Annotated in this window: 23 protein-coding genes; 14 read left to right on the top strand and 9 right to left on the bottom strand. The window is 36.6% G+C overall.

Annotation, left to right across the window (positions count from 1 at the left end):
- Positions 1–1,045: 1,045 nt before the first annotated feature.
- Positions 1,046–1,663, bottom strand: coding sequence for a homing endonuclease associated repeat-containing protein (locus tag MHI10_RS02190; protein ID WP_340782529.1), 618 nt, complete (start codon positions 1,661–1,663; stop codon positions 1,046–1,048).
- A gap of 284 nt (positions 1,664–1,947) precedes the next feature.
- On the opposite strand from MHI10_RS02190, the gene cyoE reads away from it, so the two are divergent.
- Positions 1,948–2,844 carry a heme o synthase gene (cyoE, locus tag MHI10_RS02195; RefSeq protein ID WP_340782533.1) on the top strand — a complete coding sequence of 299 codons (897 nt, stop codon included), beginning with the start codon at positions 1,948–1,950 and terminating at the stop codon, positions 2,842–2,844.
- 444 nt (positions 2,845–3,288) lie between these two features.
- On the opposite strand, the gene MHI10_RS02200 is transcribed toward cyoE, so the two are convergent.
- Positions 3,289–4,671 (bottom strand): dipeptidase, encoded by a 1,383-nt coding sequence (locus tag MHI10_RS02200; protein ID WP_340782535.1) that lies wholly within the window; start codon positions 4,669–4,671, stop codon positions 3,289–3,291.
- Between the two features lie 193 nt (positions 4,672–4,864).
- Between MHI10_RS02200 and MHI10_RS02205 the strand changes: the two genes are divergently transcribed.
- The 3 genes from MHI10_RS02205 (at position 4,865) to MHI10_RS02215 (ending at position 7,718) form a co-directional block, all read left to right on the top strand.
- Positions 4,865–5,425: a glycerol-3-phosphate acyltransferase gene (locus tag MHI10_RS02205; RefSeq protein WP_340782536.1), complete on the top strand. Its 561-nt coding sequence runs from the start codon at positions 4,865–4,867 to the stop codon at positions 5,423–5,425.
- Complete coding sequence (locus MHI10_RS02210) at positions 5,412–6,938, top strand: aminotransferase class V-fold PLP-dependent enzyme (RefSeq protein WP_340782538.1); 1,527 nt, start codon at positions 5,412–5,414, stop codon at positions 6,936–6,938. Before MHI10_RS02205 ends, MHI10_RS02210 begins: the two co-directional genes overlap by 14 nt.
- 231 nt (positions 6,939–7,169) lie before the next feature.
- Positions 7,170–7,718, top strand: coding sequence for an RNA polymerase sigma factor (locus tag MHI10_RS02215; protein WP_340782542.1), 549 nt, complete (start codon positions 7,170–7,172; stop codon positions 7,716–7,718).
- 463 nt (positions 7,719–8,181) lie between these two features.
- Here the strand turns inward: MHI10_RS02215 and MHI10_RS02220 are convergent, their stop codons facing one another.
- From MHI10_RS02220 to MHI10_RS02240, 5 genes are all read right to left on the bottom strand, one after another.
- Positions 8,182–8,607, bottom strand: a complete 426-nt coding sequence (locus MHI10_RS02220; RefSeq protein WP_340782544.1) for a MarR family winged helix-turn-helix transcriptional regulator — start codon at positions 8,605–8,607, stop codon at positions 8,182–8,184.
- A 25-nt stretch (positions 8,608–8,632) separates the two neighbouring features.
- On the bottom strand, positions 8,633–9,034 hold the full coding sequence (spx, locus tag MHI10_RS02225; protein WP_340782547.1) for a transcriptional regulator Spx: 402 nt from the start codon (positions 9,032–9,034) through the stop codon (positions 8,633–8,635).
- Between the two features lie 527 nt (positions 9,035–9,561).
- Positions 9,562–11,133, bottom strand: coding sequence for an ABC-F family ATP-binding cassette domain-containing protein (locus tag MHI10_RS02230; protein ID WP_340782548.1), 1,572 nt, complete (start codon positions 11,131–11,133; stop codon positions 9,562–9,564).
- Positions 11,134–11,248: 115 nt separating this feature from the next.
- Entirely contained in the window at positions 11,249–11,434 is a 186-nt protein-coding gene (locus tag MHI10_RS02235; protein WP_340782549.1) for an SE1832 family protein, read from the bottom strand.
- Positions 11,435–11,634: 200 nt separating this feature from the next.
- Positions 11,635–12,675, bottom strand: a complete 1,041-nt coding sequence (locus MHI10_RS02240; RefSeq protein WP_340782550.1) for a CMP-N-acetylneuraminic acid synthetase — start codon at positions 12,673–12,675, stop codon at positions 11,635–11,637.
- Positions 12,676–12,796: 121 nt separating this feature from the next.
- Between MHI10_RS02240 and MHI10_RS02245 the strand changes: the two genes are divergently transcribed.
- Together MHI10_RS02245 and MHI10_RS02250 are read left to right on the top strand one after the other, a co-directional pair.
- Positions 12,797–13,609 (top strand): NAD(P)H-binding protein, encoded by an 813-nt coding sequence (locus tag MHI10_RS02245; protein ID WP_340782552.1) that lies wholly within the window; start codon positions 12,797–12,799, stop codon positions 13,607–13,609.
- 192 nt (positions 13,610–13,801) lie between these two features.
- Positions 13,802–14,356 (top strand): NADPH-dependent FMN reductase, encoded by a 555-nt coding sequence (locus tag MHI10_RS02250; protein ID WP_340782555.1) that lies wholly within the window; start codon positions 13,802–13,804, stop codon positions 14,354–14,356.
- Between the two features lie 81 nt (positions 14,357–14,437).
- Here the strand turns inward: MHI10_RS02250 and MHI10_RS02255 are convergent, their stop codons facing one another.
- Positions 14,438–15,481, bottom strand: a complete 1,044-nt coding sequence (locus MHI10_RS02255) for a Cj0069 family protein (RefSeq protein ID WP_340782558.1) — start codon at positions 15,479–15,481, stop codon at positions 14,438–14,440.
- A gap of 593 nt (positions 15,482–16,074) precedes the next feature.
- Here MHI10_RS02255 and MHI10_RS02260 point away from each other — a divergent pair.
- From MHI10_RS02260 to MHI10_RS02290, 8 genes are all read left to right on the top strand, one after another.
- Entirely contained in the window at positions 16,075–18,270 is a 2,196-nt protein-coding gene (locus MHI10_RS02260) for a HelD family protein (protein ID WP_340782560.1), read from the top strand.
- Positions 18,271–18,398: 128 nt separating this feature from the next.
- Positions 18,399–19,565: an aminotransferase-like domain-containing protein gene (locus tag MHI10_RS02265; protein ID WP_340782563.1), complete on the top strand. Its 1,167-nt coding sequence runs from the start codon at positions 18,399–18,401 to the stop codon at positions 19,563–19,565.
- Between the two features lie 301 nt (positions 19,566–19,866).
- Positions 19,867–20,802, top strand: coding sequence for a LytTR family transcriptional regulator DNA-binding domain-containing protein (locus MHI10_RS02270; RefSeq protein WP_340782565.1), 936 nt, complete (start codon positions 19,867–19,869; stop codon positions 20,800–20,802).
- Between the two features lie 147 nt (positions 20,803–20,949).
- Positions 20,950–21,795 (top strand): ABC transporter ATP-binding protein, encoded by an 846-nt coding sequence (locus MHI10_RS02275; protein ID WP_340782567.1) that lies wholly within the window; start codon positions 20,950–20,952, stop codon positions 21,793–21,795.
- Positions 21,795–22,505 carry an ABC transporter permease gene (locus tag MHI10_RS02280; RefSeq protein WP_340782568.1) on the top strand — a complete coding sequence of 237 codons (711 nt, stop codon included), beginning with the start codon at positions 21,795–21,797 and terminating at the stop codon, positions 22,503–22,505. Before MHI10_RS02275 ends, MHI10_RS02280 begins: the two co-directional genes overlap by 1 nt.
- Before the next feature lie 621 nt (positions 22,506–23,126).
- A complete protein-coding gene (locus tag MHI10_RS02285) occupies positions 23,127–23,618 on the top strand; it encodes a small multi-drug export protein (protein WP_340782569.1) in 492 nt (163 codons plus the stop codon).
- Between the two features lie 128 nt (positions 23,619–23,746).
- Entirely contained in the window at positions 23,747–24,022 is a 276-nt protein-coding gene (locus tag MHI10_RS21375) for a YfzA family protein (RefSeq protein WP_445683169.1), read from the top strand.
- A gap of 109 nt (positions 24,023–24,131) precedes the next feature.
- Complete coding sequence (locus tag MHI10_RS02290) at positions 24,132–24,926, top strand: helix-turn-helix domain-containing protein (protein ID WP_340782572.1); 795 nt, start codon at positions 24,132–24,134, stop codon at positions 24,924–24,926.
- 223 nt (positions 24,927–25,149) lie between these two features.
- Here MHI10_RS02290 and MHI10_RS02295 read toward each other — a convergent pair whose 3' ends face one another.
- Positions 25,150–25,350: a cold-shock protein gene (locus tag MHI10_RS02295; protein ID WP_108711443.1), complete on the bottom strand. Its 201-nt coding sequence runs from the start codon at positions 25,348–25,350 to the stop codon at positions 25,150–25,152.
- Between the last annotated feature and the right edge of the window lie 135 nt (positions 25,351–25,485).

Consider the following 25,485-nt stretch of genomic DNA (forward strand, 5'->3'; position numbering starts at 1 on the left):
TGTTGAATTCGACAAGTGGAGTAAATCCAGATTTTATTTTTTGTTAATTAAAATTATCAGTGTGAAAATAAGAGATCGATTTTTATTTAGGGATGAAATTTGATTGATAGACAAAGGATAATTGAGGTTTGGGGTAGAGGGGATCTGGAAATATCTCAAGTGAAATTGAGCTTGTGCAAATAATTATTCGGAAGGGAAACGGGATAATTTTGTTCCATTTTTGAAAGAACTCCGCGCTTTTTTAGTATATTTCAATCAAAAAGTATAGGTCTTTTTCCCTTCATCCGTTATATTGAATCCTAATCAAACGAGCAAAAAGTAGCTTAATTTATCCTGCTTTTAATTGAAAAAGACGAGATTTTGAGCTAAATAAGCATGAAAAAACAGCAAAAACAAGTTGCATTATCTGCCTTTTCAAAGAAATGCCAACTATCCAAGAAGCTCCAGGTAGTTGGCTATTTATTATTCTAATCATTACTTCTCAGTGAATTCTTTAAAGAAAAATTGACCATCTTTCCAATCATCTTTGTCAACAATCATGGAATAAACAAAATCCCAAGAATTTAATACGACTTTTTCAACTTCCCAAAAGGTAACGGTCATTTCTAGAGTTATATTACGAGCTTTATCTGTAACGAGGACATTGAAATAATCATCCAACTTTGATCAAATAATAATTTTACTTCCCATTCAAATTCTCCCCTAATACGTATCGATTCCAGCATACTCTAAAGCCGCTTTGAACGAACCGAAAGTGGTACAAATACTTGTTGCAGAAGGATATTATTGTTAATAAAGTCCCGAGTCATCGGTTTGCGATTAAATTTCTCAGCAAATTCAATGAGTTTCTTTTTATAGTATTCCTTTTTGTGAAATAGTATTTCTTGTTGATAGTCTAGATATTTTTGATGGATTTGTTCGATTTTTTGTATTAATTCCGTTTCTCCGTAAGTTTGTAGCCTCTTGATAATTTCATCTGCAAAAACGTATTTTAAATTTTCTTGATTAAGCCCATTCGTAGTAGTTTTGTATAAACACCAATATTCTACTGCATAATCGACTTGCGGGCATTGTTGAATTGTTTCATTTTTCGATTATCTGCATAATTTGAAGTCGCTGCATCAATAATTAATTTCTTTGATGGGATGACAATATCCGGACGGAAATCATCGGATATTCCCAAATATTGGAATATATAATCTGTTTCGAATACTTGTACGGACCGCTCGACGAGATATTCCCATGCATGCCATAATGAAAAATAATCAACAATTTCAATTCCGGCAAGGTTCAAAATGGCATTCCAGTTTTCAACTTTTTTATCTTTAGTACTTTTGTAAATAAAGCGGCGGTAATACGTATAAGCACAGGGATAGTCAGGATTATTTTCAAGGTCTTCCGTAGTAGGGAGGCGGTCATTTTCTGCTGTAAATTTCCGTAAGTAATCTAATAAATCTTCTTCACTAATTTGAGCAAATTTTTGTTCCTGATATGGTTTCATTGTGCGACCGTCTAGAGCTGCTTTCCGCTCTTTATTTTGTCTACTGAACTTCCGTGTGCATTCCCGACAATATTTTTGTAAGCCATCATGAGCTATTTTATTTTTGTTAAAATCATTTTGGGCTTTCACTGTATCACAACAACGACAATGCTTTGTATTCATAAACCTTCCTCCTAATAGGTAATTTAGAGAACGATCCCCTAAAAAGAAAAAGATTGAACTTATGTTCTATATCTTGTTGTTAGATCTATATATATACTACTTGTTCTATTATTTAATGGAACCCCGAAAAACCAATCCTAATTTTCCAACATTATGCCCCCCTAAAATCAATTCCTAAAAAACATGTGTCTAATAAAAGAAAATAAGGTCGGATGTTAGCCGTTTGTGATGACTATAAGGTATACTAGATAAAGTGACTAAATGAGGAAGTAGGATAGAAAAAAATGCAAACGCAATCGAAACAACAGTTGTGGGCGCAGGCTGTGAAAACGGGCATTATTAAGTCAAATTTAATCCCGATGATCGCGGCACTCATGCTTGCACTTTACACATATGAATTGAATTTTGTTGAACAAATACCAACCATTATTTTTGCGACACTTGGTTCAGCGGCAGTAATTGCGGCTGCAGGTGCGTTTAATAATATTTATGACCGAGATATTGACCAAGTAATGCCGCGCACACAATCTCGTCCAACCGTTACGGGAGAATTATCTGTAAAAACAGTATTAATTGCAGCGATTGCATTGCTTGTAATTGGTACAGTTTTATTGATGTTAGCATCACCATTGGCAGGATTTTTAGGACTTTTAGGAGTATTCTTCTATGTCGTTCCATACACAATGTGGACGAAGAGAACAACGATTTGGAATACGGAAGTAGGAAGTATTTCGGGGGCAATGCCGCCATTAATTGGGTGGGCTGCAGTGGCGCCAAACATTTGGCATCCAGCAGCTTGGGCATTATTTTTAATTATGGTTATTTGGCAAATGCCGCACTTTTATGCGATTGCGATTCGCAAAAAAGAGGATTATGCAGCTGCGAATATCCCAATGCTCCCGGTAGCAAAGGGGGAAAAACGCACGTATATTCAATCGAATATTTACTTAGTTTTACTCATTTTATCGAGCTTTTTATTTTTACCTTTAAGCTTAGGTCTGACAATTGCGTCCTTTATATTAAGTGCGATTTGGCTGTGGATGAGTATTACGGCCTCGAAGCAAAAAGAACAGAAAAAATGGGCCAATAAAATGTTTGCCTACTCACTGTTCCATATGATGGCGATTTTTGGTACGGTCATTATTTATGCAACAGTTGGAATGATTTTAAACGCGCTATAAATTATATTACGAAGCATTTTGATATTAGGTCAAAATGCTTTTTTTATGAAATCATCACTTCTTATAAAAACTTTATAATTAGCAGCGCCTGTATCCATAATTATGGGTGACCAACCAATTGTTGTATAACAGTTTACGAAATTGTGAACGGAAATTGTGATGAAAATGTGAAAAGCAGGGGCTGGATATTTTTTTTGAAAGAAAGTGATGTTATGATAAATAAGTCTTAAAGAAACAGCTTTATGACAAACTTACTCTTTCATTAATAATGATAAGTTAAGCTCAATGAACCTTAAATGCTATGTTCGACAACTTATATAACCTCCCCTAATGTTTATATATTTAATTGCAAAAAAAGGTAACTAAACTCCAATGCATCAGTGGCATTGGAGTTTTTTTGTGCAAAAAAACTCGGAATTGCATTTCACAATTCCGAGCTGTGTTTTATAATTTCGCCGAAGCGACTTCAAACATGTAATCGCCAAGTACGCGTAAGCCTTGGTCGAAGTTTTCTAAATGGAAGTGCTCGTTTGGTGCATGGAAGTTTTCACTCGAAAGACCGAAGCCCATTAATACAACAGGTAAGTTTAAAATTTCATCAAACGCTGCAACGATTGGAATCGAGCCGCCACCGCGTGTATAAGCAGTCGGAACATTATAAACCTTCTCGTATGAGCGACCGGCTGCTTGAATAAGTGGGTGGTCAAAAGGTGTTAAGTATGGTTTTCCTTTGTCGAATTCAGAAATGACAACGTCCACACCAACTGGCTTATGCTTTTCAATATGTGCTCTTAAAAGTGCCACAATTTCTTCTGGATCTTGATTTGGCACAAGACGACAAGTGATTTTCGCACCGGCTTCTGCTGGTAAAACCGTTTTAATCCCTTCACCTGAGAAGCCACCGAATACGCCGTTAATTTCTAATGTTGGACGTGCCCATGTTTGCTCTAAGTAAGAATAACCAGCCTCGCCGAATAACTCCTGCACGCCAACTTCTTCTTTTAATGCGGCTTCATCAAAGTTTAAGTCACGGTAAGCTTGGCGTTCTTCTTCTGATAGGGGAAGTACCTTATCATAGAAGCCTTCTACTTGAATCGTACCATGCTCATCACGGAAGGATGCTAAAATTTCAGTCAGTGCATGAATGGCATTTTGCACGCCGCCACCGTAAAGACCTGAGTGTAAGTCACCTTTAGCCCCGCGAATATCAATTTGCACGCCTGTTAAACCACGTAAACCGTAGCAAACGGCAGGCTTACCTTTTGCATAAAGCCCTGTATCTGAAATTACAATTAAGTCTGCTGCTAATTTTTCTTTATTGTCTTCTGTATATTTTGGTAGAGAAGGACTACCGATTTCTTCTTCGCCTTCATAAATGAATTTCACATTCACTGGCAATGTGCCCTCTGTTGCGAATAACGCTTCAATCATTTTTAAATGCATGAAAACTTGTCCTTTATCATCTGAAGAGCCGCGCGCAAATAATTTATTGTCACGGATTTCTGGCTCGAATGGGGGAGAATCCCATAAATTTAATGGATCAACAGGCTGTACATCATAATGTCCGTAAAAGAGAACAGTTGGCTTATCTTTTGCATGTAGCCACTCGCCGTAAACAACTGGATGCCCCGCTGTTTCTTCAACAGCAACGTTTTCAATATTTAGTTTTTTCAGTGCATCTGCTAACCAATTGGCAGCCGTGCGCATGTCTTCTTTATGTTCCGATAAGGCAGAAATACTTGGAATACGTAAAAATTCATTCAACTCAGCTAAATGTTTGTCACGATTTTCTGTAAAGTATGCATCTAATTTTTCCAAATGGCTCATTAAAAGGGCCTCCTTTTATTTCGGTATTGGAAATAGTATAGCATAAGAAATTGTTTCGCAATGCAGTTGCGTAATAATTATTGAATGAATTTCAATGTTGACTTAATGTTTCAAGTAATCGCACGGTCATTACTGAAAAAGTTGGAAATCCATATCCATTTATGTATACAATTAATGTAAAGGGGGCGCATATATGGTTTATTTATATGTCATCGCAAGTTACTTCCTTGGCTCCGTACTTACTGCCGCAATTGTTGCAAAGCTAAAAGGGGTCAACTTACAAAATGAAAACAGTGGCAATTTAGGGGCGCGCAATGCGGGAAGAACGCTTGGAAAATCAGCCTTTGTGATTGTTGCAATTAGTGATGGATTAAAAGGCTTATTCGTTGTGCTCATTGGACGAATGTTGGAACTACCTGAATTGGCGATTGCTCTTGCAGTTATTGCGGTTGTGCTCGGTCATCTGTATCCGTTTTGGAATAAAGGAAAAGGGGGAAAAGGGGTTGCAACAATCATTGGGGCAATGGTGATCTTTTCACCCGTTCACTTTATTGGATTTATATTGGGATTTCTAATTAGTATACCTATTACAAAAAGTGCAACATTAAGTATGTTGAATGGTTTTATCCTATATGGAATTTTGGTTAGTAGTTATTTTGAAGCAGGATGGGTCATGAGTGTGGCACTTCTTCTTGTCATATGGATGCAACGCAAAAATATACTAGAGAGGATGAAGCCGGATGTATTGGAGTAAAATTGCAACAACAGAAGCAGAATTTGACGCGATTGCTGCATTAAATTATGAAACGTTCGTCGAGGAGATTCCGCAACATAAACCAAATCCAACGCGTCGGTTAGTCGATAAATTTCATGAAGAAAATGTGTATCTCATTGTTTATAAAAATACAGAACTCGTTGGGATGGTCGCGTTTCGAGATGTTCGCCCGTTTTCATTGGATCAAAAGATAGGAAACGTTGATCAGCATTTAGATGTAGATTTGTGCCAGTATTTATGCGAACTTCGCTTGCTCGCAGTGAAAAAAGCACATCGTAATGGACGCGTTTTTACAAAGTTGGCAACCGCGATTTACCGTTATTCCTATGATAAAGGATATAGCGCATGTGTTATTTCAGGTACTGTGCGTGAGGAAAAGTTGTATACACAAATGGGCTTCCGTCAATTCGCACCACCTGTTGGTACAGAGGAGGCATTGTATTTGCCAATGGTATTAACACGGGAGGCGAGTAGGGGGTTTCGTGAGCGATTACGTGAGCAAAATAATATCTTTTATCCAGGACCCGTGGCACTTGAGAAGCGACTGGAACATTCCACATTATCGCATCGTTCAGAAAAGTTTCAGCAAGACCTTACACAAATGAAAACGCAATTGCTAAATTTGGCACAAACAAACGTTGTCATTCCGTTAGTAGGGACAGGCACATTAGCAAATGAGGCGATGCTTGGTCAGCTGAAGAGTGAATTTAACGAGCAACAGGGGCTTATTTTAGTAAATGGAGAGTTTGGCAATCGCTTGGCAAATCAAGCAAAGCAGTGGGGCTTACAAGTAGAAAGTATGGATTTTGGATGGGGACAACCATTCCAACTGGATCAAATTGAACAAAAACTACAACAGCAAACGTATCATTATGTGCTTTTTGTGCATGGGGAAACATCAAACAGCACATTAAATCCGCTCGAGCACTTAATCGAGCTGTGTCATCGTAATAAAGTCAAGCTTTGTGCAGATTGCATTAGCTCATTCGGGGCCATGCCGTTTTCGATGGAGGGGCTTCACTATGCAACAGCTGTTAGTGGAAAAGCACTGGGCACAGTTGCAGGACTATCCTTTGTTTTTTGTAAGGAAGCGCCGAAAGATAGCAATGCACCGATGTATTTAAATTTACCTTATTATATTGAGAAGGAAATTCCGTATACCTTGCCGCATAATTTCGTCATGGCTGTCAATGAAGCGCTCACTGCTTACCCACACCGATTTGATTTATTACAAAAGCGCATGGAAAGTGTAAGGACTTCTCAATTTGCGAATGTATTAGTAGGGGAGACTTACCCGATGATTGCGACTATGCAGCATGAAAAAATGGCGGAAATCACTGCAATATGCGAGCTGAATGGCTATTTATTGCATGGTGCGAGCGATTATTTAAAGCAGCGTAAACTCGCGCAAATTAGCACAATTCAACCGAATTTTGAAAAGGATTTTAGGAAGATGAATGAATTGTTTTATTATGTAAGGGAAACGTTGTAGGGTAGGGGAGTTCAAGGTGTTGGTCAATGAGCTCTCGTCTCAATTAGGGTGACCTCCACTCAAATAGTGCAAATGATTACATCCAAACTTACAGTATTGTAAGGAAATTGAAAGCCAATCCGATAGAGTGTAAGCCATAAATTTGGCAAAATAGGGTTAAGAAGTACAGCGCTTCATGAATATAAACATTAATTAACTCATATAAATTACAATCTATTGGAGGAACTTAAAATGAATGAATTATTAACAAACATTTACGATGAATACAACCGCTATATTTATCACCTATGCTTAAAATTAACACGTAACCAAGGTGAGGCAGAAGATTTAATGCAAGAAGTTTGGGTAAAGGTTATTCGCTACGAAGCATCAGTAGCAGGTGTTGACCATGTTAAGGCATGGCTTACAACGATTACGATGAACACATTCCGCGACCGCTATCGCAAAAATGTTCGACGTAGCAAATATATGATGAATCAACCTGAACAATTAGACGTACCGATTTTAGATTTGGTTCCCAATAATGAGATTTCAACTGAAGAAAAAATAGAAAAGACGGAAATCACAAAAATTGTCCAAGAAAAAATGGGGCAACTTGATGGAATTTATCAAAAAACACTGTGGTATTTCTATGTAGATCAGTTTTCGCTTGCCGAAATTTCAGATTTAATGAAAGTATCAATTGGCACAGTAAAATCACGCCTATTCCGTGCAAAAGCGCGATTAAAAGAAATTTTACTATCAGATGTCGACCTTGCAGATACATTATTACCAGCATAACTGTTCAACGCCATTCTTTAGAGAGTGGTGTTTTTTTTCGTGAAAATTAAGACTCTCCACCAAAGCATACGCTTGTTTATATAAAATAGCCTACTATAGAAGTGATTTTTCTAATAGGGATGTTGGCCATCATCTGTTTCTTATATGAATTTCATTTATTAGCCAACTTATTCGCTTTATTAGCCATAAATCCGTTAATATTAGCCACTTTTCTAGCGTTAATAGCCGAAAAACATCCATTATAAGCCAAAGTGATGCAGTTAATAGCCAAACCATGTTTTACTGGTCAATATCGCCACCACACCAAAATACCCCAATCCACTTTCATACCAAAATGACTATATATATTGCAAGAACAGATTTAGGTGTTACTTTCAAAATTTAAGTCTAACAAAAAAGTCACTGACCATTTGTCACTGACTTTTTGTCGGGCAAACACATAAGATAGGCTTGACCCCAATGATTATATTTTCATGCACTTATCAAAAATTGAGTGGAGTGTTTTAATTTCATCTGTAGTTAACATGCCGAAAATGTGCTCAAATAGTGTTTCAACATGTTGACGAGAACGCGCTAATATTTCCAAGCCTGATTCAGTAATATGAATTTGCGAAGCGCGGCGATCTGTTTCGTTTTGTGTTTTTTCGATAAAGCCTGCATTGAGTAGTTTTGTCGTTAAAACAGTCACGCCACCTGTTGTCACTTTCAACTTTTCCGCAATGGCAGAAGGGCGTTTCGGTCCCTCTGTTGCTAAAAAGTCTAAAATTAAAATATGAGATTTCGAAAATCCTAGCTCATTATGATTATTCCATTCATTCGCAATTTTGCGCTCCAGAGAAGTCATTGTCTCAAAAAGTATAGCTAATTGCTCGCGTTTAAACTCACTCATTCATTGTCAACTCCACATAGTACCACTAATCTACAGCCAGCTCTTGCAAGGCATTTAACTCAAATGCGCGAACCTTACGTGGGATGAAGCGGCGAATATCCATTTCGTTATAGCCGATTTGAATGCGCTTTTCATCAAGTAAAATAGGACTGCGCAACATACGAGGATGCTGCTGAATTAAATTATATAGTTCTTGAATGGATAACTGATCGATATCAATTGCAAGATTTTTAAAGTCATTTGAGTTTGTTGCGATAATTTCATCGGTACCGTCTTCAGTCATACTTAAAATATGTTTAAACTCTGCTAAAGTGAGAGGTTGAGATGTTGTACGTTTTTCTGAATAGGAGATGTTATTTTCATTTAACCATTTCAATGCCTTTCGTGAAGAAGAGCAACTTGATTGTGTATAAATTGTTACTGTCATAATAATTTCCTCGCTTTCCCATATTCATTTGGTAATAGCTTAGTGGTAAGATACTTGTATATATATCTTACTGCTAAGATAATTTGAATGCAATACTTATTTGTATAAATTTCCTAGTGGATAAGGTGATATATCTTATTAGAAGTTCCACATAAAAGGGGAGAGTAACTCGCGATATTTTTGTGAGAGTTATACCTTACTAATATTTACCCATCGTCCTATAAATTTATACGTTTAATGTAGGAAAAAGTTTCGGAATTTTATATTACAGATTTGTAAATTTGCTAAATTTAAGCGGTTAGGAAACAAAATCGACAAAGATAAAGACCCAGGCGAACCATTTCACCTGGGTCGTATCCAAAAACACTAGCATATTTGTTTGCTAAGTAGGAAAGTAAAAAGTTTTGGTCTACCGTAGTCGTGAGGAGTAAACCAATTTAAAACGGAGATGAACAGTGGACGAAAAAAGCCCCGGGCGCAGCATTATACCCGGGACATGCACCAAAGCCGCGCTAGCGCTTTGTTCTTTATTGTAATTCTTTTGTATCGCCTGTTGTGAACCAGTCTTGTACATTCCAAACTTTTGTCACAAGACCTTCATAAAATTCAGGCTCATGTGATACGAGTACAATTGTGCCTTTGAACTCTTTCATTGCACGCTTTAGTTCTTCTTTTGCATCGATATCTAAGTGGTTCGTAGGCTCGTCAAATAGTAACCAGTTTGCTGGGTCCATCAAAAGCTTACATAAACGTACTTTTGCTTGTTCGCCACCAGAAAGGGAATTTAATGGACGTGTAATGTGGTCCGTTTTCAATCCGGCTTTTGCTAATGCTGCACGTACTTGCGCTTGCTCCATCGAAGGAAACGCATTCCACACATCATCAATCGGCGTAATTTTATCTGCTTTTACTTCTTGTTCAAAGTAAGAAGGGGATAAATAATCTCCTAAAATCACTTTTCCACCCAGTGGTTGTACTTTACCAAGCATTGTTTTTAATAGTGTTGATTTACCAACACCATTCATACCAACAAGGGCAATTTTCTCGCCGCGCTCAATTTGGAATGTTAGCGGTGGAAGGAGTGGTTTTTCCTTGTCATAACCAATGACTAAGTTTTCAGCTTCCACAATGTAACGCCCTGGTGTACGTGCCTCTTTAAACTGGAATTCAGGCTTTACCGTAGATTCTGGACGATCAATACGCTCCAAACGATCCAGCTGCTTAGCACGTGATTTTGCACGGCCACTCGTTGAATAGCGGGCTTTATTTTTTGCGATGAAATCTTGCTGCTGTTTAATGAAATCTTGTTGCTTTTCATACGCATCAATATGTTGGCGCTTGTTAATTTCCGCAAGTTCAGTGAATTTCTCGTAAGTCGCAGTATAGCGCGTCATTTTCGTGAATTCTAAATGTAAAATGACATCTACCACATCATTCATAAATTCTGTGTCATGTGAAATTAATAAAAATGCATACGGATAGTTTTTCAAATACATTTTTAGCCATGTGATGTGCTCTTCATCTAAATAGTTGGTCGGCTCATCGAGTAATAATACTCTTGGTTTTTCAAGTAACAGTTTTGCAAGTAAAACTTTTGTACGCTGACCACCAGAAAGAGCTGCCACATCGCGCTCCAAACCGATTGCATCTAAACCTAAACCACGTGCAATTTCATCGATTTTCATATCAAGCGTGTAAAAGTCACCAGCGTCTAATGCATCTTGAATTTCCGCCATATCTTCTAATAACTTTTCTAAATCTGCATCTGGATCGGCCATTTGCATCGTAATTTCATTTAATTCTTCTTCTTTTTTATATAGTGGTAAAAACGCATCACGCAATGTATCACGCATCGAGCGACCAGCTGTTAAAAGTGTATGCTGATCTAAATAGCCGTAATGTGTGCCGGGTAGCCATTCGACTTTTCCTGTATCATGGATTGCTTGACCTGTAATAATGCTCATAAGTGTCGATTTACCAACACCATTTGCACCGACAAGTCCGATGTGATCGCCTTCAACAAGACGGAAAGAAACATCTTTAAATAACGTACGGTCACCGAATGAGTGTCCTAAATTTTCCACTGTTAATATTGCCATATATAATCCTCCGATTGATTTTGAAATTTTATTTAGTAAATATGAGATGTTTTTTTAGCAGTTTATATTCAGAAAGTATATCTACTAAATGGAATTAAAAAAACTCGCAAGCTACTTACAATGCTGCGAGCTGTTTATTTAGTTCTGCAAGCTGTACTTCCATATTTTCAAGACGATTGAGCGCCTTTTGTACTGATTCCGCATGACCTACTGATTCTAATTTTTCCATATCGCCTTGAAGGTTAATATAGTCCATCTTTAATTCAGCGATTTCTTGCTGTAATTGGCTTTTCGTTGGCATAATAATTACTCCTTTTCGAATCAAAAATCTGTGACATCCGCTAGTGCTTTAACTTACCTCAGTGGGGGGATGTCCCCCCACTGAGGTAAGTTAATCTGAATATATTGTATCATACGATTGATTTTTTTGTCGTCCAGGAAATGCTTAAATTATTTTGAGTGGAGTAATATTTAGGATAAATGTTGCATCATTTTAATCGGCTAAATATGGGCAATATTATGACGTGAATAAGCTAAGTCTAGCAGTAGTGTTTGTAAAATTTCATTGTTTGTTAAAATATCGAGCGCGCGTTGCTTTTTGACAGCTCGTTCACGACGATGCTCATGCAGTAACAGCTCCATCACCGCATTTTGGATGATTGATTGCTTCATTTTTCGACCAAGACCTATATGAATAAATCCGTTTGCCTCACGAGAAAATGCATAATTTAGCTCATTTTCATGCTGAGCAGTAGTAATGCAAGGAATACCAGCTGCGGCCACTTTATATGGCGTATAGTTTGCGCTACAAATGATTAAATTTGCATCTGACATAAGGTGGAGAAGGGCATCTGGACGGCGAACGATTTCAGTATTGCGTCTGCTTAATGCCATCATTTGCAAATCCTCTACATTATGCGCATAGTCTTCATCAATCGCCACTGAGATTTTTAACGGAATATGCAATTGCGTTAAGTGACGTAAGGTGCGGTACGTTAAATTATTCGCATCGCCATCTTCAAAAGCGACGACAATATGCGGTAAATCTTGCTTGATAGAAATATCCCCAGTATCGATAATATGACTTGCGACCATTTCCAGCTCTTTCGTTACAGCAAATGCGTAGCTTCCCACCAATTCATTCGCAAGAGGTTGTTCATGGGACTCCTCAAAGAGCGCAATAATATTACAATCAATTAGCTGTGCGCCATGACCAAAATCATCAAAATGAACAAAGGTTGTACAAAATGGACGAATGAGCTCAATTTGTTCGGCATTTGTATCTTTTCCATCATGAACGACCAGATGTGGTTCTAAATTTCGTAAGTGACTTTTTAGTTCTTGCGGCTTTTCAAAGAGGAGTACATTCAAATCCGTCTTTGTTAGCTTATCTATTAAACGTGTATTGTCCGTACGAATAAATAAATAAACCGTTTCGCCTTGCTCCTGTAATAACTGAGCTAAAGTAGCTGCGCGCTCAAACGGATATGTGCCCTTTATATCACATTGCTCCACAATAAATACAATCTTCTTTTTTTGCAACACAATCCCATCCTTTCCACATTCCCTATAAAATATGGTGAAATTACCGAAAGTATGTATAAATAGAAATAGATAAAACGATAAATTCAATTTTTCGGGTAGTAATGGGAGGATGAAATGAATGACAGGAATGCGTTCAGCCTTAGTGGTAGGTGCAACAGGATTAGTTGGCTCCTCGCTTGTAAAGTTATTGTGTGAGAGTGAAAAATATATTGCGGTGAATGTAATTTCGAGAAGAAAACTTAATTTTACACACCCAAAGCTCAATGTGAAAATTCGCGAATTTGATCAAATTGCCGATCAAGATATGGAATTTGCCCACGAAATATTTTGTTGTTTAGGAACAACAATCAAAAAAGCAGGGTCCCAATCCGAATTTGAAAAGGTAGATTTTGAATACCCTCTATCCATTGCTGCACTCGCTAAAAATTATGGAGTTGCGCACTTTATTGTCATTTCGGCAATGGGTGCAAACGATAAGGCAATGGCCAATTATAGCCGCGTCAAAGGAAAATTAGAGAAGGAATTAATCGCAATGAATTTCCCGCAGCTATCCATTGTCCGTCCATCGTTAATAATAGGAGACCGCCAAGAATTTCGTTTAGGTGAATCAATTGGAGCGAAAGTGATGAAAATAATGAACCCGTTATTAGTCGGACCGATGGCGAAATTCAGGTCCATCCCCGCCAATCAAATTGCACTTGCGATGTTGAATATTGCATTGAATGGTGAGAAGCAAAGCGTAACGATTTATACATCCGACCAATTAACTGCTATGCAAATGCCAGTTGAAGTGAAAATGGGGGATGAGGCTTCGGCTGAAAAGTTGTTTAATTGGGATAAATATAAAGACGAGGAGCTTCCACCTGTTGATAAAGAAGTCATAATTGATCGCAGTAAAATAAAAGAAGTAGAACGAGGGCGTGGGGAATAATCGATTAGGTTTTAAAATGTAGCACAGACGGATAAATCCCAAATATCATCCCAAAAAACTGACGATTGAAATACTATTGTAAAATAGTCCGACAAAAGACTGAAATTTAGGTTTCTTAAGCGGTAACCTATTAATCGGTTCGATCCATCTGATATAATACGGTATAGATATTAGTTAGATGGAGGAACTTACATGAAAATCTTACTTGTCGATGGAACCATTTTTGGTCGCAAAACCGGCGTTCTTTTAGAGCAGGTTCAACAATATATTAAAGAAATTAATCCAGAGTTAGAACTGGAGATATTATACTTTGCTAATTTAAAGCACCAAATTTTAGATGGTAGTCCACTTAATGAGGATATGAAAGGGATGATTCAAAAATTTGAGGATGCAGAAGGTTATATTTTTGCTTCTCCTATTTTCCAAGCATCAATCCCGGGTGTTTTAAAAAATGCTTTCGATATGATTCCGCCAAAAGCGTTGCGCTATAAGCCTGCCGCGATTATTGGAAATGGTGGTACATATCAACATCATTTAGTATTAGAAAATCAATTGCGCCCGATACTTGATTATTTCCGCTGTTTAGTAACACCAAACTACGTGTACACACATGCCGATCATTTTGACGGGGACAATAAAATTATCGATGAAGATGTGCACAACCGTTTACGTGAACTTGCGCGTGTATTCGTTCACTATTGCGAAGTAAGCAAAACTTTAGCGAAGCAACCAGTTGATATGCAATAGGCAATTTCATAAATGAAAAAAATCCTGCATCCCCTTTAATAAAGGAGGGCAGGATTTTTGAATGTGAAAAAGCATGTTTGTTTAGCTAATATGAGGCATTTTTTCGCGAAGACAAGCTAAAATATCTTCTGCAACATCATGTGCAAGTTCAAGTTCGGAAGTAAAGCCGACACATGAACAATTCATTTCACCTAAAATATATGTGTCATCCCCATTTTCATCTATATCTAAAATAAAATCGGCTGTCCAAATTAATGGCAAATCATGCCCGCCAAGTAGTGTCTTTATTTCATTTAGTTGACCTAAAAAACGATTTACAAGTGTCGTCCATTGTTCAGGATGATCGTAACGATATTGTGCACCAGAAAATAAAGTAGCGCTAAAAGCATCTGCACCCTCTGCTGGTTTTTTATGTACGACATTAATTGGCTTGTCGCGTAGCATAAATAAACGAATTTCTCCTTCTTTAATTCGTGGCAGGAATTTCATATCGATAAGCATTCCATTTTCACCGACGATGTATTGCTCACAAAACGCCATAAAATGCTCAAGCGTATAAAATTCAACATGATTATCCTTTGCTTCGGTACATTTTATTTGAGCTGTTAAAGGCACCTCACTAGCACTTTCTGCAAGCGCATCGACTAATTGCACACGCCAAATCCCTTCACCTGTCGAGCCGCGATTTTGTTTTAATACACGTTCACCAGTAGCAAGTGCTTTGGGGAAGTTTGCTTTAAAACTTTCTGTTGTGTAGTAGGCAAATGTATCTTCAGGCACAAGAGCGGTATGACGCAGTTTGACTAACGCGTCCTTTGCGCCGTAGCTAATCATCGCATCTGGATGAGGCATACCAATTACACCTTCATTACATAATTCACGAAGCATTTCGAAATACGCGGTTTCATGCTTCAAGTTCCCAGGATTAATACGTGACACATAAGCAACTGCATGCTCTTTTACATAGTTAAAAATGGCATCGCGGTTTTCTAATTCAAAAAATATCACTTCTGCATCTTGTTCTCGCTGTTTGAGCGCCTCCACCATTGGCATCGTATCGTTACGATAACCATTAGAACCTTTATCACTTCCACCTTGTACTTCAAAAATTATCACCTTTTTCATATGAAAATGCTCCTTTGGTATTATGAATTTCATCTTCATAATACCGTGCGAAGATAGAGTTCGTATGAAGGGAATGTAGCGAAATTGTTACAGAAATACTTACATATAGCAAAATATAGCTCGTTAAAGAAGAGTGAATTTATAGGGATTAACAAGAAAATAACTTGTTTTATATAGAGGGAATAGTTTTTTTGGATCGATTAAAAAAACTGAGAGATGGAAGCGATGAAAAAAACTATAAAAATCAACCATTTACATGAAAGAAAGTTTCAATTATTCATTTCGCTGAGCTAATTGAAAATAATAAATTGCTTTTTAAAATCGGTACGAATGAATCAATTTAAAATAAAAAATTGTGTTTCACCAAAAATAAAGAAATATGAAGAAAATGTGTCTATACTACATGAGGTTCGCATCACAATGGAAATTTGGGAATCATATAGGGATGTGAAAATCACATAAAAAACATAAAAAAAATGATTTTAATGCACAAGGTAAAGATCATCTGTTGATTGAATCGCAAAGCAATTTGAGGTAGCATTAGATTTTGTGTAAATAAAATAAGCAGTTTCAAAAGTTAAGGGGGCCAAAAAATGGAACAAAATATTTGGCAGCAGGAGCAGACACATTTATCAACAATTAGTGAACTCCTTAAAATGCATATCGCGGCATTAACAGTTCAACTGAAAAAACAAAAAGGTGAAATTGTCGAAGAGCGTACATTTGCTTCATCTGAATTTAATGATGTTTCTGGGGAGAATGCGATTCAATTTTCACAAATGTTGCAAACGATGCAGCTACGTGAACGAGAATATTTAAATGTGAATGAGCAATTAGCAAAATCTAAAATCTTATATAAAAGTCCTTACTTTGGACGAATTTCTATAAAAAATGAACTGGGCGAGCAGGAACATTTGTATATCGGGCTTTCCACATTTCGTGAGCCAGTATCGGATGATATGCTCATTTTTGATTGGCGCGCACCGATTTCTAGTCTATTTTACGAAAATAAAGTAGGACCTTCTCGTTATCAAATACCGGATGGCGAATATATTGACGTTACAATAGAAGGAAGACGCCAATATAAAGTAACATACGACCAATTAATTCAATTATTCGACGCGGATATTTATATTGGAGATGAAGTGTTACAAGGTTTGCTTTCGGATACCGCAAAGGAAAAAATGAAATCGATTGTGGCAACGATTCAAAGCGATCAAAATGCCGTCATTCGTTCATCTAATAAAGATAATTTAATTGTGCTTGGTCCTCCAGGTAGTGGAAAAACATCGGTAGCCATGCAACGAATCGCATTTTTACTTTATGAATATCGCCAAACGATGAACGCGCGTAGTATTTTACTTATTTCGCCGTCGGATTTATTCAATGATTATATTTCGAATGTACTGCCAGAATTAGGTGAGGAAAATGTACAGCATACGACCTATTTCCGTTTACTTCGCGATTTAAAATTGACGCAATATAAATGCGAAACGAATTATGAGAATATTGAACGCTTGCAAAAAGCGGATGCAGAGGCACGCGAGCATTACGCTTTTAAAGGCTCACATCTTTATACGAAGCAGCTGCTTAACTATATTGAAAGTGTTAAAAAGGCGGGAATCCCGTTTTATAATTTGAAGATGGGTGAGGAAGTATTTATTTCAGCCCGTAAGTTATCACAACTTTTTTATGAGAAATTTGGCGAACTTGATTTAGATTTCCGTTTGAAAAAAATTCGTACAGTGCTACACGCGAAGCTAAATGAACGAAAGCATAAGGAACTGAAACTGCGCATGAAGGAATTACGTGCGGTGAACGCATATATCGGGTCGGATAAAGAACTGGAACAGCAGGCACATAATGAATTAAATAAACGTTTCGGCAGACTCGAACAAACAATTGAGCAGCTTGGCTTTGTGAATATTCATAAAATGTATTTGCAATCCATCACGTATAAAAATGATCAATTATTCACACAGGCAATCCAGGCACGCACAGCACAAAACTTGAAAAACCGCGTGCTTTATTATGAAGATTTAGCACCGATGATGTATTTACAATCGATTGTGAAAGGTCTTTATGCGAATAACATCATTAAGCATATCGTTATTGATGAAATACAAGATTACTCTTATTTACAGTTGCTTACACTCAAGGTCATGCATCCGAAAGCGCATTACACTTTACTTGGGGATCGCAATCAAATTGTGCATCCGCAAATGAAAGATTCATTAGATGGGCCGATTTCAAGGCACTTTAAAGTAGTAGAGCTTAATAAATCATACCGTTCTACAAATGAAATTACTGATTTTATGAGCGCGATATTACAAAATACAACGACGCTTTCACTTGGTGTATCAGGAGATAAGCCACAAATTATTGAAACACAGCAATCTCCAAATACAATTCAACAATTGATTGTGGGGCACCATAAGGAAGAAGATAGCTTTGTCATTTTATGCAAAAATAAAATGGCTTGCGAACAGTTATATGAAGAATTGAAGCCACTTGTGTCTGAATTACAGCTTGTGACTGAAAAGCAAAAAGTGTATATGAAGGGAATTCTTATTATGCCAGGCTATATGGCGAAAGGCTTTGAGTTTACAACAGTAGTGTTAGCAGATGCCGATGCAAATGTATACGCGGAGGAGATGGACGCTTTTCTTCTCTATACGATCGCTTCACGTGCAACGAGAAAACTATTCCTTTTAACGCGCGGACAATTACCAAAAGCGCTCGCACAAATTGCGCCGCATCATTACTGCAAAGAAGTGCAAACGATTTAGCTAGACAGGATTGTTGATTAATTTACTCATTATTGCCCGAGTTTACTTTACTTTCAAAACGTACTTGTAACGAATTCAAGAAAGTGATAAAATTTTGAAAATTACAAAAAAGAGGAAGCGTTAAACGTATGCAATATTCTGATAGTATTTTAAACACGCCATCATCATTCATTCGAAATATTTTAAAGGTGACCGATGCGAAAGATGTCATTTCATTTGCAGGTGGCTTACCAAATCCAATTTCATTTCCAATCGAGCAAATAAAAACATCTGTTGCACATGCGATTGATGAAAATGGTGCGAAATTATTTCAATATTCGACGACGCAAGGCTATTTACCATTGCGCCAGTATATTGCGAATAAATATAATCAAAAGCAGCCAGGACTAGATTTTAAACCAGAAGATGTTTTCATTACGACAGGTTCTCAGCAGGCATTAGAGCTGATTTCGAAAGTATTATTAAATAAGGGCGATGGCGTTATCATTGAGGAGCCAGGTTATTTAGGTGCGATTCAAGCATTCACATTGCGTGAACCAACATTCCACCCGGTGCCGTTAGAACAAGAGGGCATGAATGTTGCGGAACTAAAGGAAGCAATAAAAAAGCCCAATGTGAAAATGGTTTATACTGTGCCAAATTTCCAAAATCCAACTGGTTTAACGTATACAAAAGAACGTCGTGAAGAAGTATGTGACGCGGTAAAGAATGAGGATGTTATTTTTATCGAGGATGATCCATACGGCGAATTGCGTTTTACAGGGGAGCATCTGCCATATATTGCGGCGGGGAAAATGGAAAATAGCGTCTTGCTTGGTTCATTTTCAAAAACTGTGACACCGGGTATGCGTTTAGGTTATATTTTAACGAAAAATCAGGAGCTGTTAGGCCATATCGAAACAGCGAAACAGGCATCTGATCTGCATACGAATATTTTTGCACAATACATTTTACATGATTATTTAGCGAATAATGCATATGAAGAGCATGTAGAAAAGATTAAGGCACTATATAAAAAACAATCAGACGCCATGCTTGCTGCTATGGAAAAGTATTTCCCGCCACATGTAACGTACACAAAGCCAGAGGGTGGGATGTTTATATGGGTAACGATGGAAAATGGTGCATCCGCTCTTGATAAATTCCAAGAAGCGATGGATCAAAAAGTAGCATTTGTGCCAGGCGATCCATTTTACACAAATAAAACAGGTGTCAACACAATGCGTTTAAATTATACAAATGCAACACCGGAAGTGATTGAAGAAGGCATTAAACGATTAGGGAAGATTTTATAAGATAAAAGAGTGAGTTTATTTCCAACTTTAGGATTTGAACTTGCTTTTTTATTTGATCAATTACGCCTCGGTGTAATTGCGTCCAGAGTTTTTCGAGCTTGCTTGAAAAACTTCCTTTAAAAATCTGTGACATCCGCTGGGGCTTAACTTGATTCAGCAAGGGTTTTAACCCCTACCCCGGGAAGTAGAAGAATTCTGTACCTGCCGCTTCGCTTTCGGTACAAATACATTTGGTGAAGCAAGTTAATTTTTTATAGTATACTATTTTTATCAGAATTCCCATGAAAAAGGAGAGACCTAATTGATAGATATTTCACTCAAACCTTACACAGAAGCTGGGGAACTATTAATTCCAGCGGTGCATTTAACAATTGAAAATAAAATAACGGCTATTTATAGCGATGTGACAAAGTTGAATTATTTAAAGCAACAATTTTTAAAAGAAAAGAACATTTATGTACATACGCATGAAGATGGGCACTATAATCGACTAACGGTGGAAGAAACATTTCGTTACTACACGATGCTATATGGTTCAAATATGACGGCAGAGCAACTTTGGAAGGAATTCGGGCTTCAGCAGCAATTAAAAAACAAAGTAAGCGAGTTAACTTCAAATGAAAAGCGGTTATTAAGCTATATTCAACCTTTTTTACAGCAAAAACAATGTATCGCCTTTGTTGAACCTTTTCAAAATTTGCAACAAGCGGAACGTAAAATTATTTTGCACTTACTGTCATTACTACAAAAACAAGAAAAACAAATTATTTTATTATCGAATAATTTAGAAGACCTAATTATTTCGAGTGGCGAAATTTTTAGGTTGAATGAACAAGGCTTGCAACCTATACATATGGAGGAAGAAAAAGATGAACAGACTCCAGTAGATACTGTTCAGTTAAAAATTGAAAAAATTCCAACGAAGAAAGATGAGAAGATCATCCTCTTTAATCCACCTGAAATTGATTATATAGAAAGTATAGAAGGGGATGTCTTTGTTTATGTGGGAGGAGAGGCTTTTCCTTGCACATTAACATTAAATGATTTAGAAAATCGCTTAAAGCCATTTGGTTTTTTTAGATGTCATCGCTCCTATATCGTCAATTTACAAAAGGTAAGAGAGATTATTTCGTGGACACGTAACAGTTATAGCTTATCTTTGCAAAGCTTTACGAAAGCAGAAGTGCCACTTTCAAGAAATAAGCTAGCAGAGTTAAAGGAGATTGTCGGAATTTAATCTATTTCCTGGGGAATAATCGGTACCATTCATCAGGAAATAACGCCAACCAACACAAAAACACAACCATTCACCCCAAATATACTGCGCCTTCTATAAAACTCCTTTAAATTTAAGGTAACAACTGAATTGAAGGAGGGCGTGCACATGTCGAAAATTATTGATGTGCAAAATTTACAAATGAAGTTTGGGAAGGAAGAAGCGTTAAAGGATGTTTCTTTTTCTGTAGAGAAAGGAGAAATATTCGGCTTTCTTGGTCCAAGTGGTTCGGGGAAAACAACAACGATTAAAATTTTAACAGCACAGCTAACCCATTCATCTGGGAAAGCTTCCGTATTTCAACAAAATGCGGGGGACATGAATCAAACGAAAAACAAACAGAAGATTGGCATCCTTACAGATAACAGTGGATTATACGGACGCTTATCTATAGAAGAAAATTTATTACTATACTGTAACTTATATGATCTACCAAAAAGCGCAATAGATGAAGCATTGCAATTTGTTAATTTACAAAATGAGCGCAAGAAAAAAGTGAATAACTTGTCTAAAGGGATGATGCAGCGTGTAATTTTAGCGCGTACGATCATGCATAAGCCAAAATTATTATTTTTAGATGAGCCAACATCTGCATTAGACCCAGTCAATACACAGCATATTTATAAAGGGTTGCGAAAGCTGAACGAACTAGGTACGACAATTTTCTTAACAACGCATGATATGGCGGAAGCAGAAACGTTATGTGATCGAGTCGCTTTCTTGCATAAAGGTGAAATTCGAGAAATCGGGGATCCAGCGATGTTGAAAAAGAAATACAGTGACCATTCTTTCACGGTCGAATTAACGGATGGAGAGAAGCATGTATTACTTAAAGGCCAGGAAGACGCGCAAAGACTATTCAACTGGATGAGTACGCAGCAAGTAGAGCGAATTAACACGAACGAACCATCACTAGGCGACATTTTCGTACAATTAACAGGGAGTGACTTATAATGAATATTTCAATTAAAAGAATCCAAGCCATTTTCATGAAGGACTATAAGGAGTTTTCACGGAATTATGCCGTTTCTTCCGTAATCTTTGTTCCTATATTTTTTGCTCTCTTTTATGGAAATATGGGAGTTAATTCAATACAGACATATTATTTACCTATTAACATGACATTTTCAATGGTAACAGCTTATATTCAAGCTTGTTTAATTGCGGAAGAAAAAGAGCGCAATACGTTGCGTAGCTTAATGATGTCTCCAGCCTCTGTCGCTGATATTTTACTTGGAAAAAGTGTACTCGTATCTGTAGTAACTGCAATTATTTTAGCATTATCAATGTATTTAGTAGGCTATATACCAGAAAACATACCAGTACTTGTAGTAGGATTGGCAGTATCTACCGTTCTTTATATTGCATTAGGGATAATTTGTGGATTATTTACAAAAACGGTTATGGAAGCGTCACTTGCAATTTTACCGGTCATGCTTATTTTCTCTTTTGCTCCAGTTGCATTAGGGCTAGGGGAATCACATATTGCGTATCAAATCGTCCAATGGCTACCGAGTAGTCAGCTCTTATTCTTGGCAGAAGAAATGTCTAAGCAAGCTTCTATGATGAGTTTGCTAACACCGATTATGATCATGTCTATTTGGTCGGTAGTTGCGATACTTATTTCAGTTGTGCTCTTTAAAAAACGTACGAAAGATGAATAATTAGCTACTCAAACTTTAAAATTGAACAATCCAAAAAATACGATAATCGCATAGCGCCTGCTATGCGATTATTTATATTGAAAAACAATGTTGAATTAATAATAACGTCTATACACTTTCTAATGAATGATGCGTGAAAAGCTTGCTGAGTATTTAAAGAACGACAATCTCTAGTTTAAGAAATAAATTATAAAGATAAATTTTACGCAAAATACAGCGTTTAACAAGACTGCAACGGTAAGTTGACAAAGTGCAACCTCTGCATGGTAGAACAATGAGCAGCGTTTATCTAAAATTTAGTTAGTCATAAGAGAGGAGGGGGCAAATTTAAAGGAAACCCATACTTAGGGGGAATTTTGAAACTAAACAGTGAGGAGAGCAATAATGAAACGATTACCAATAACCAAGATTTTTTTTATGGTAGGATTATTAGTCTTTTTGAAACTTTTTCAAGACTTCGTTCCAAGAATTAGCGAACCAAAAATCAATCTGCTTGTTTTTATAGGGGTCATCATATTTTTCATTATATTTGGCATTTCACAAATTAGGGCGAGTGGAAAATAAAAATTATTACCTTTTCTATGTATGAGCTGAAATTATTTTGATAAGGAGGAGTTTTGTATGTTTCGTCAAATTGTACAGGAATTTGTTGGACAATTATCTGAGTTAAGTTCATTCTTACAATATTTTGGAGTTTTCATTATATCATTTATTCCATTTGTAGAATCTCCAGGTGGCGCTGTAGTCGGTTCGCTAATTGGAATTCCAATTATTTTTGCAGTATTAATTAGCATGATAGGGAACTGGTTTTCAATTTTGCTTGTTATTTTACCTTTTAATGCTTTATTAACGAAAATCCACAAGGGTAAATCTAAAAAAGAAGGATTTATTCAAAATCGTGCAACGAAAGCGAGAGAAAGGTACGATAAGTATGGTGTTCCTGGAATTGCATTAATCGCTCCGTTAGTCGTTTCTGCCCATATCGCTGCCTTCACTTCATTAGCTGCAGGAGCAAGCAAAAGAAGTGTTATTATTTGGCATACGATAAGTATAGTTTTTTGGGGAATTCTTGGTGGAGTACTAGGTATTTACTTGCATTATAATATTTTATAATAATATTTCGGTTTTGTTCGCCATTTAAATTTTATAGCGAAGTGATTTTATAGCTAGTATTTTATCTATTTATCGCTCGTCGTAATTGTATACTTTTGGAATACACTTAATGAAAGAGGATTAACAGGATGAATCGATTAATAAAAAAGTGGATAATCCATATTGGATATTTCTTAATACTTAACATCGTCTTTATAATTTTTGATGGTACATCTTTATTTACTAATTTTAGTTTTAGGAATTTAGGGAGTTTTGGAAATTGGATAGTTCAAACAGGTGTTTTTACAGAGTGGTTAAATTTTTATAAGAATCCTTTATTTAATGTAGTTGTAGTATTTTCAATATTCCATATATTAATAACTGCTTTATACGATGTAATGTTTCGGGTTATTATTGGTAGATAGTGGATTTTACTGTACTAATACATGGGGAGATATTAACTGTTTTTTAGAAGAACTAATCGCAATACTAAGGAATTTTATATTAATGAAAAATGAGAGGGGATCTAAATAAATGACATTTGGTGAAAAGCTTTTTAAATTGAGAAAAGAAAAAGGGCTCTCTCAAGAGGCGTTAGCTGAAAAAGTAAACACGACGAGGCAAGCTGTTAGCAAATGGGAAAACGGTCAAGGGTTTCCCGAAACTGAAAAGATTCTTTTAATTGGAAGTATCTTCGGGGTTTCGATGGACTATTTGTTAAAGGATTCAGTGGAACCCAAAAATGACAAAGAATTAGGATATTATGTTAATAAAGAAATGGCAGAGGGCTTTTTGAATTATTCCCGTAAGTTAGCTAAGTACCTCGCATTCGGTTTGTTTTTTGTTGCTTTAGCCTTTATCCCTTATTTTACATTTAACCAGGAACCATCAATTTATTTAATCCCAACGCTTATTTTGGCAACTATAGGAATCGGATTCATTGCGTCAACATCGTTTTTTGAAGAAGAAAATTATAAAATCCTTAAACAGGAACCTTTATTATTCGATGAAAAGTATCTTCAAGAGCTTCGTAATAGATATGGACGTTTGAAGAAAAAATACACATTATTTATGATGCTGGGTTTCGGATTATTTGTGATGGGATTATTACCGATTGCATTAGAAAGGAAAGGGTATATTTCCGATAGCTTTTTAATACCATATTATCCGATTTGTATTGGTTTTATTGCAGTGGGTACATATATTCTTACCCATATAACCAATATTTTAGATGCCTATAAACTACTTGCTAAAAATGAGCTTTATATTAATCGATTTGGTTTTAAATTTCGAAAAAAGGTAAGGAAAAAGTTTGAAGAGCTTTCATAACAAAGCTTAAAGAAATAACTTTTTATTTTATTATTAAGCAGTACAAATAGAGCATACGAAACGGAATGAATATGGGATTTGTAATCGAAGTAAAAATCCGCTCAAATGGCATTTCCGCTGAGCGGATGATTTTGGATTGTATTTGAAGAAAAAACAAAAAAAGGCACTCCACGAGGGAGTGCCTTTTTTGCAACTAACTATGTTAACTATTAATTAGTGAAAATTAAAGTTTTGTTACGTTAGTAGCTTGAGGACCACGGTTGCCGTCTTCAACTTCGAATTCAACTTTTTGACCTTCGTCTAAAGATTTGAATCCTTCGCCTTGGATAGCTGAGAAGTGTACGAATACGTCGTTTCCGCCTTCAACTTCGATGAAACCGAAACCTTTTTCTGAGTTAAACCATTTTACTGTACCTTGTTGCATGAGAGAAAACCTCCAAAAAAATTAAATTAATCAAACTGTTAGTGTATTAAAAAAATTCACATATTAAAAAAGCGAGCGAACACGTTCACTTTTTTAATATGTGAATTCATTGTCTACATGCTAAGCAATTTAATT

The organism is Solibacillus sp. FSL K6-1523 (genome assembly GCF_038005225.1).
GTDB lineage: Bacteria > Bacillota > Bacilli > Bacillales_A > Planococcaceae > Solibacillus.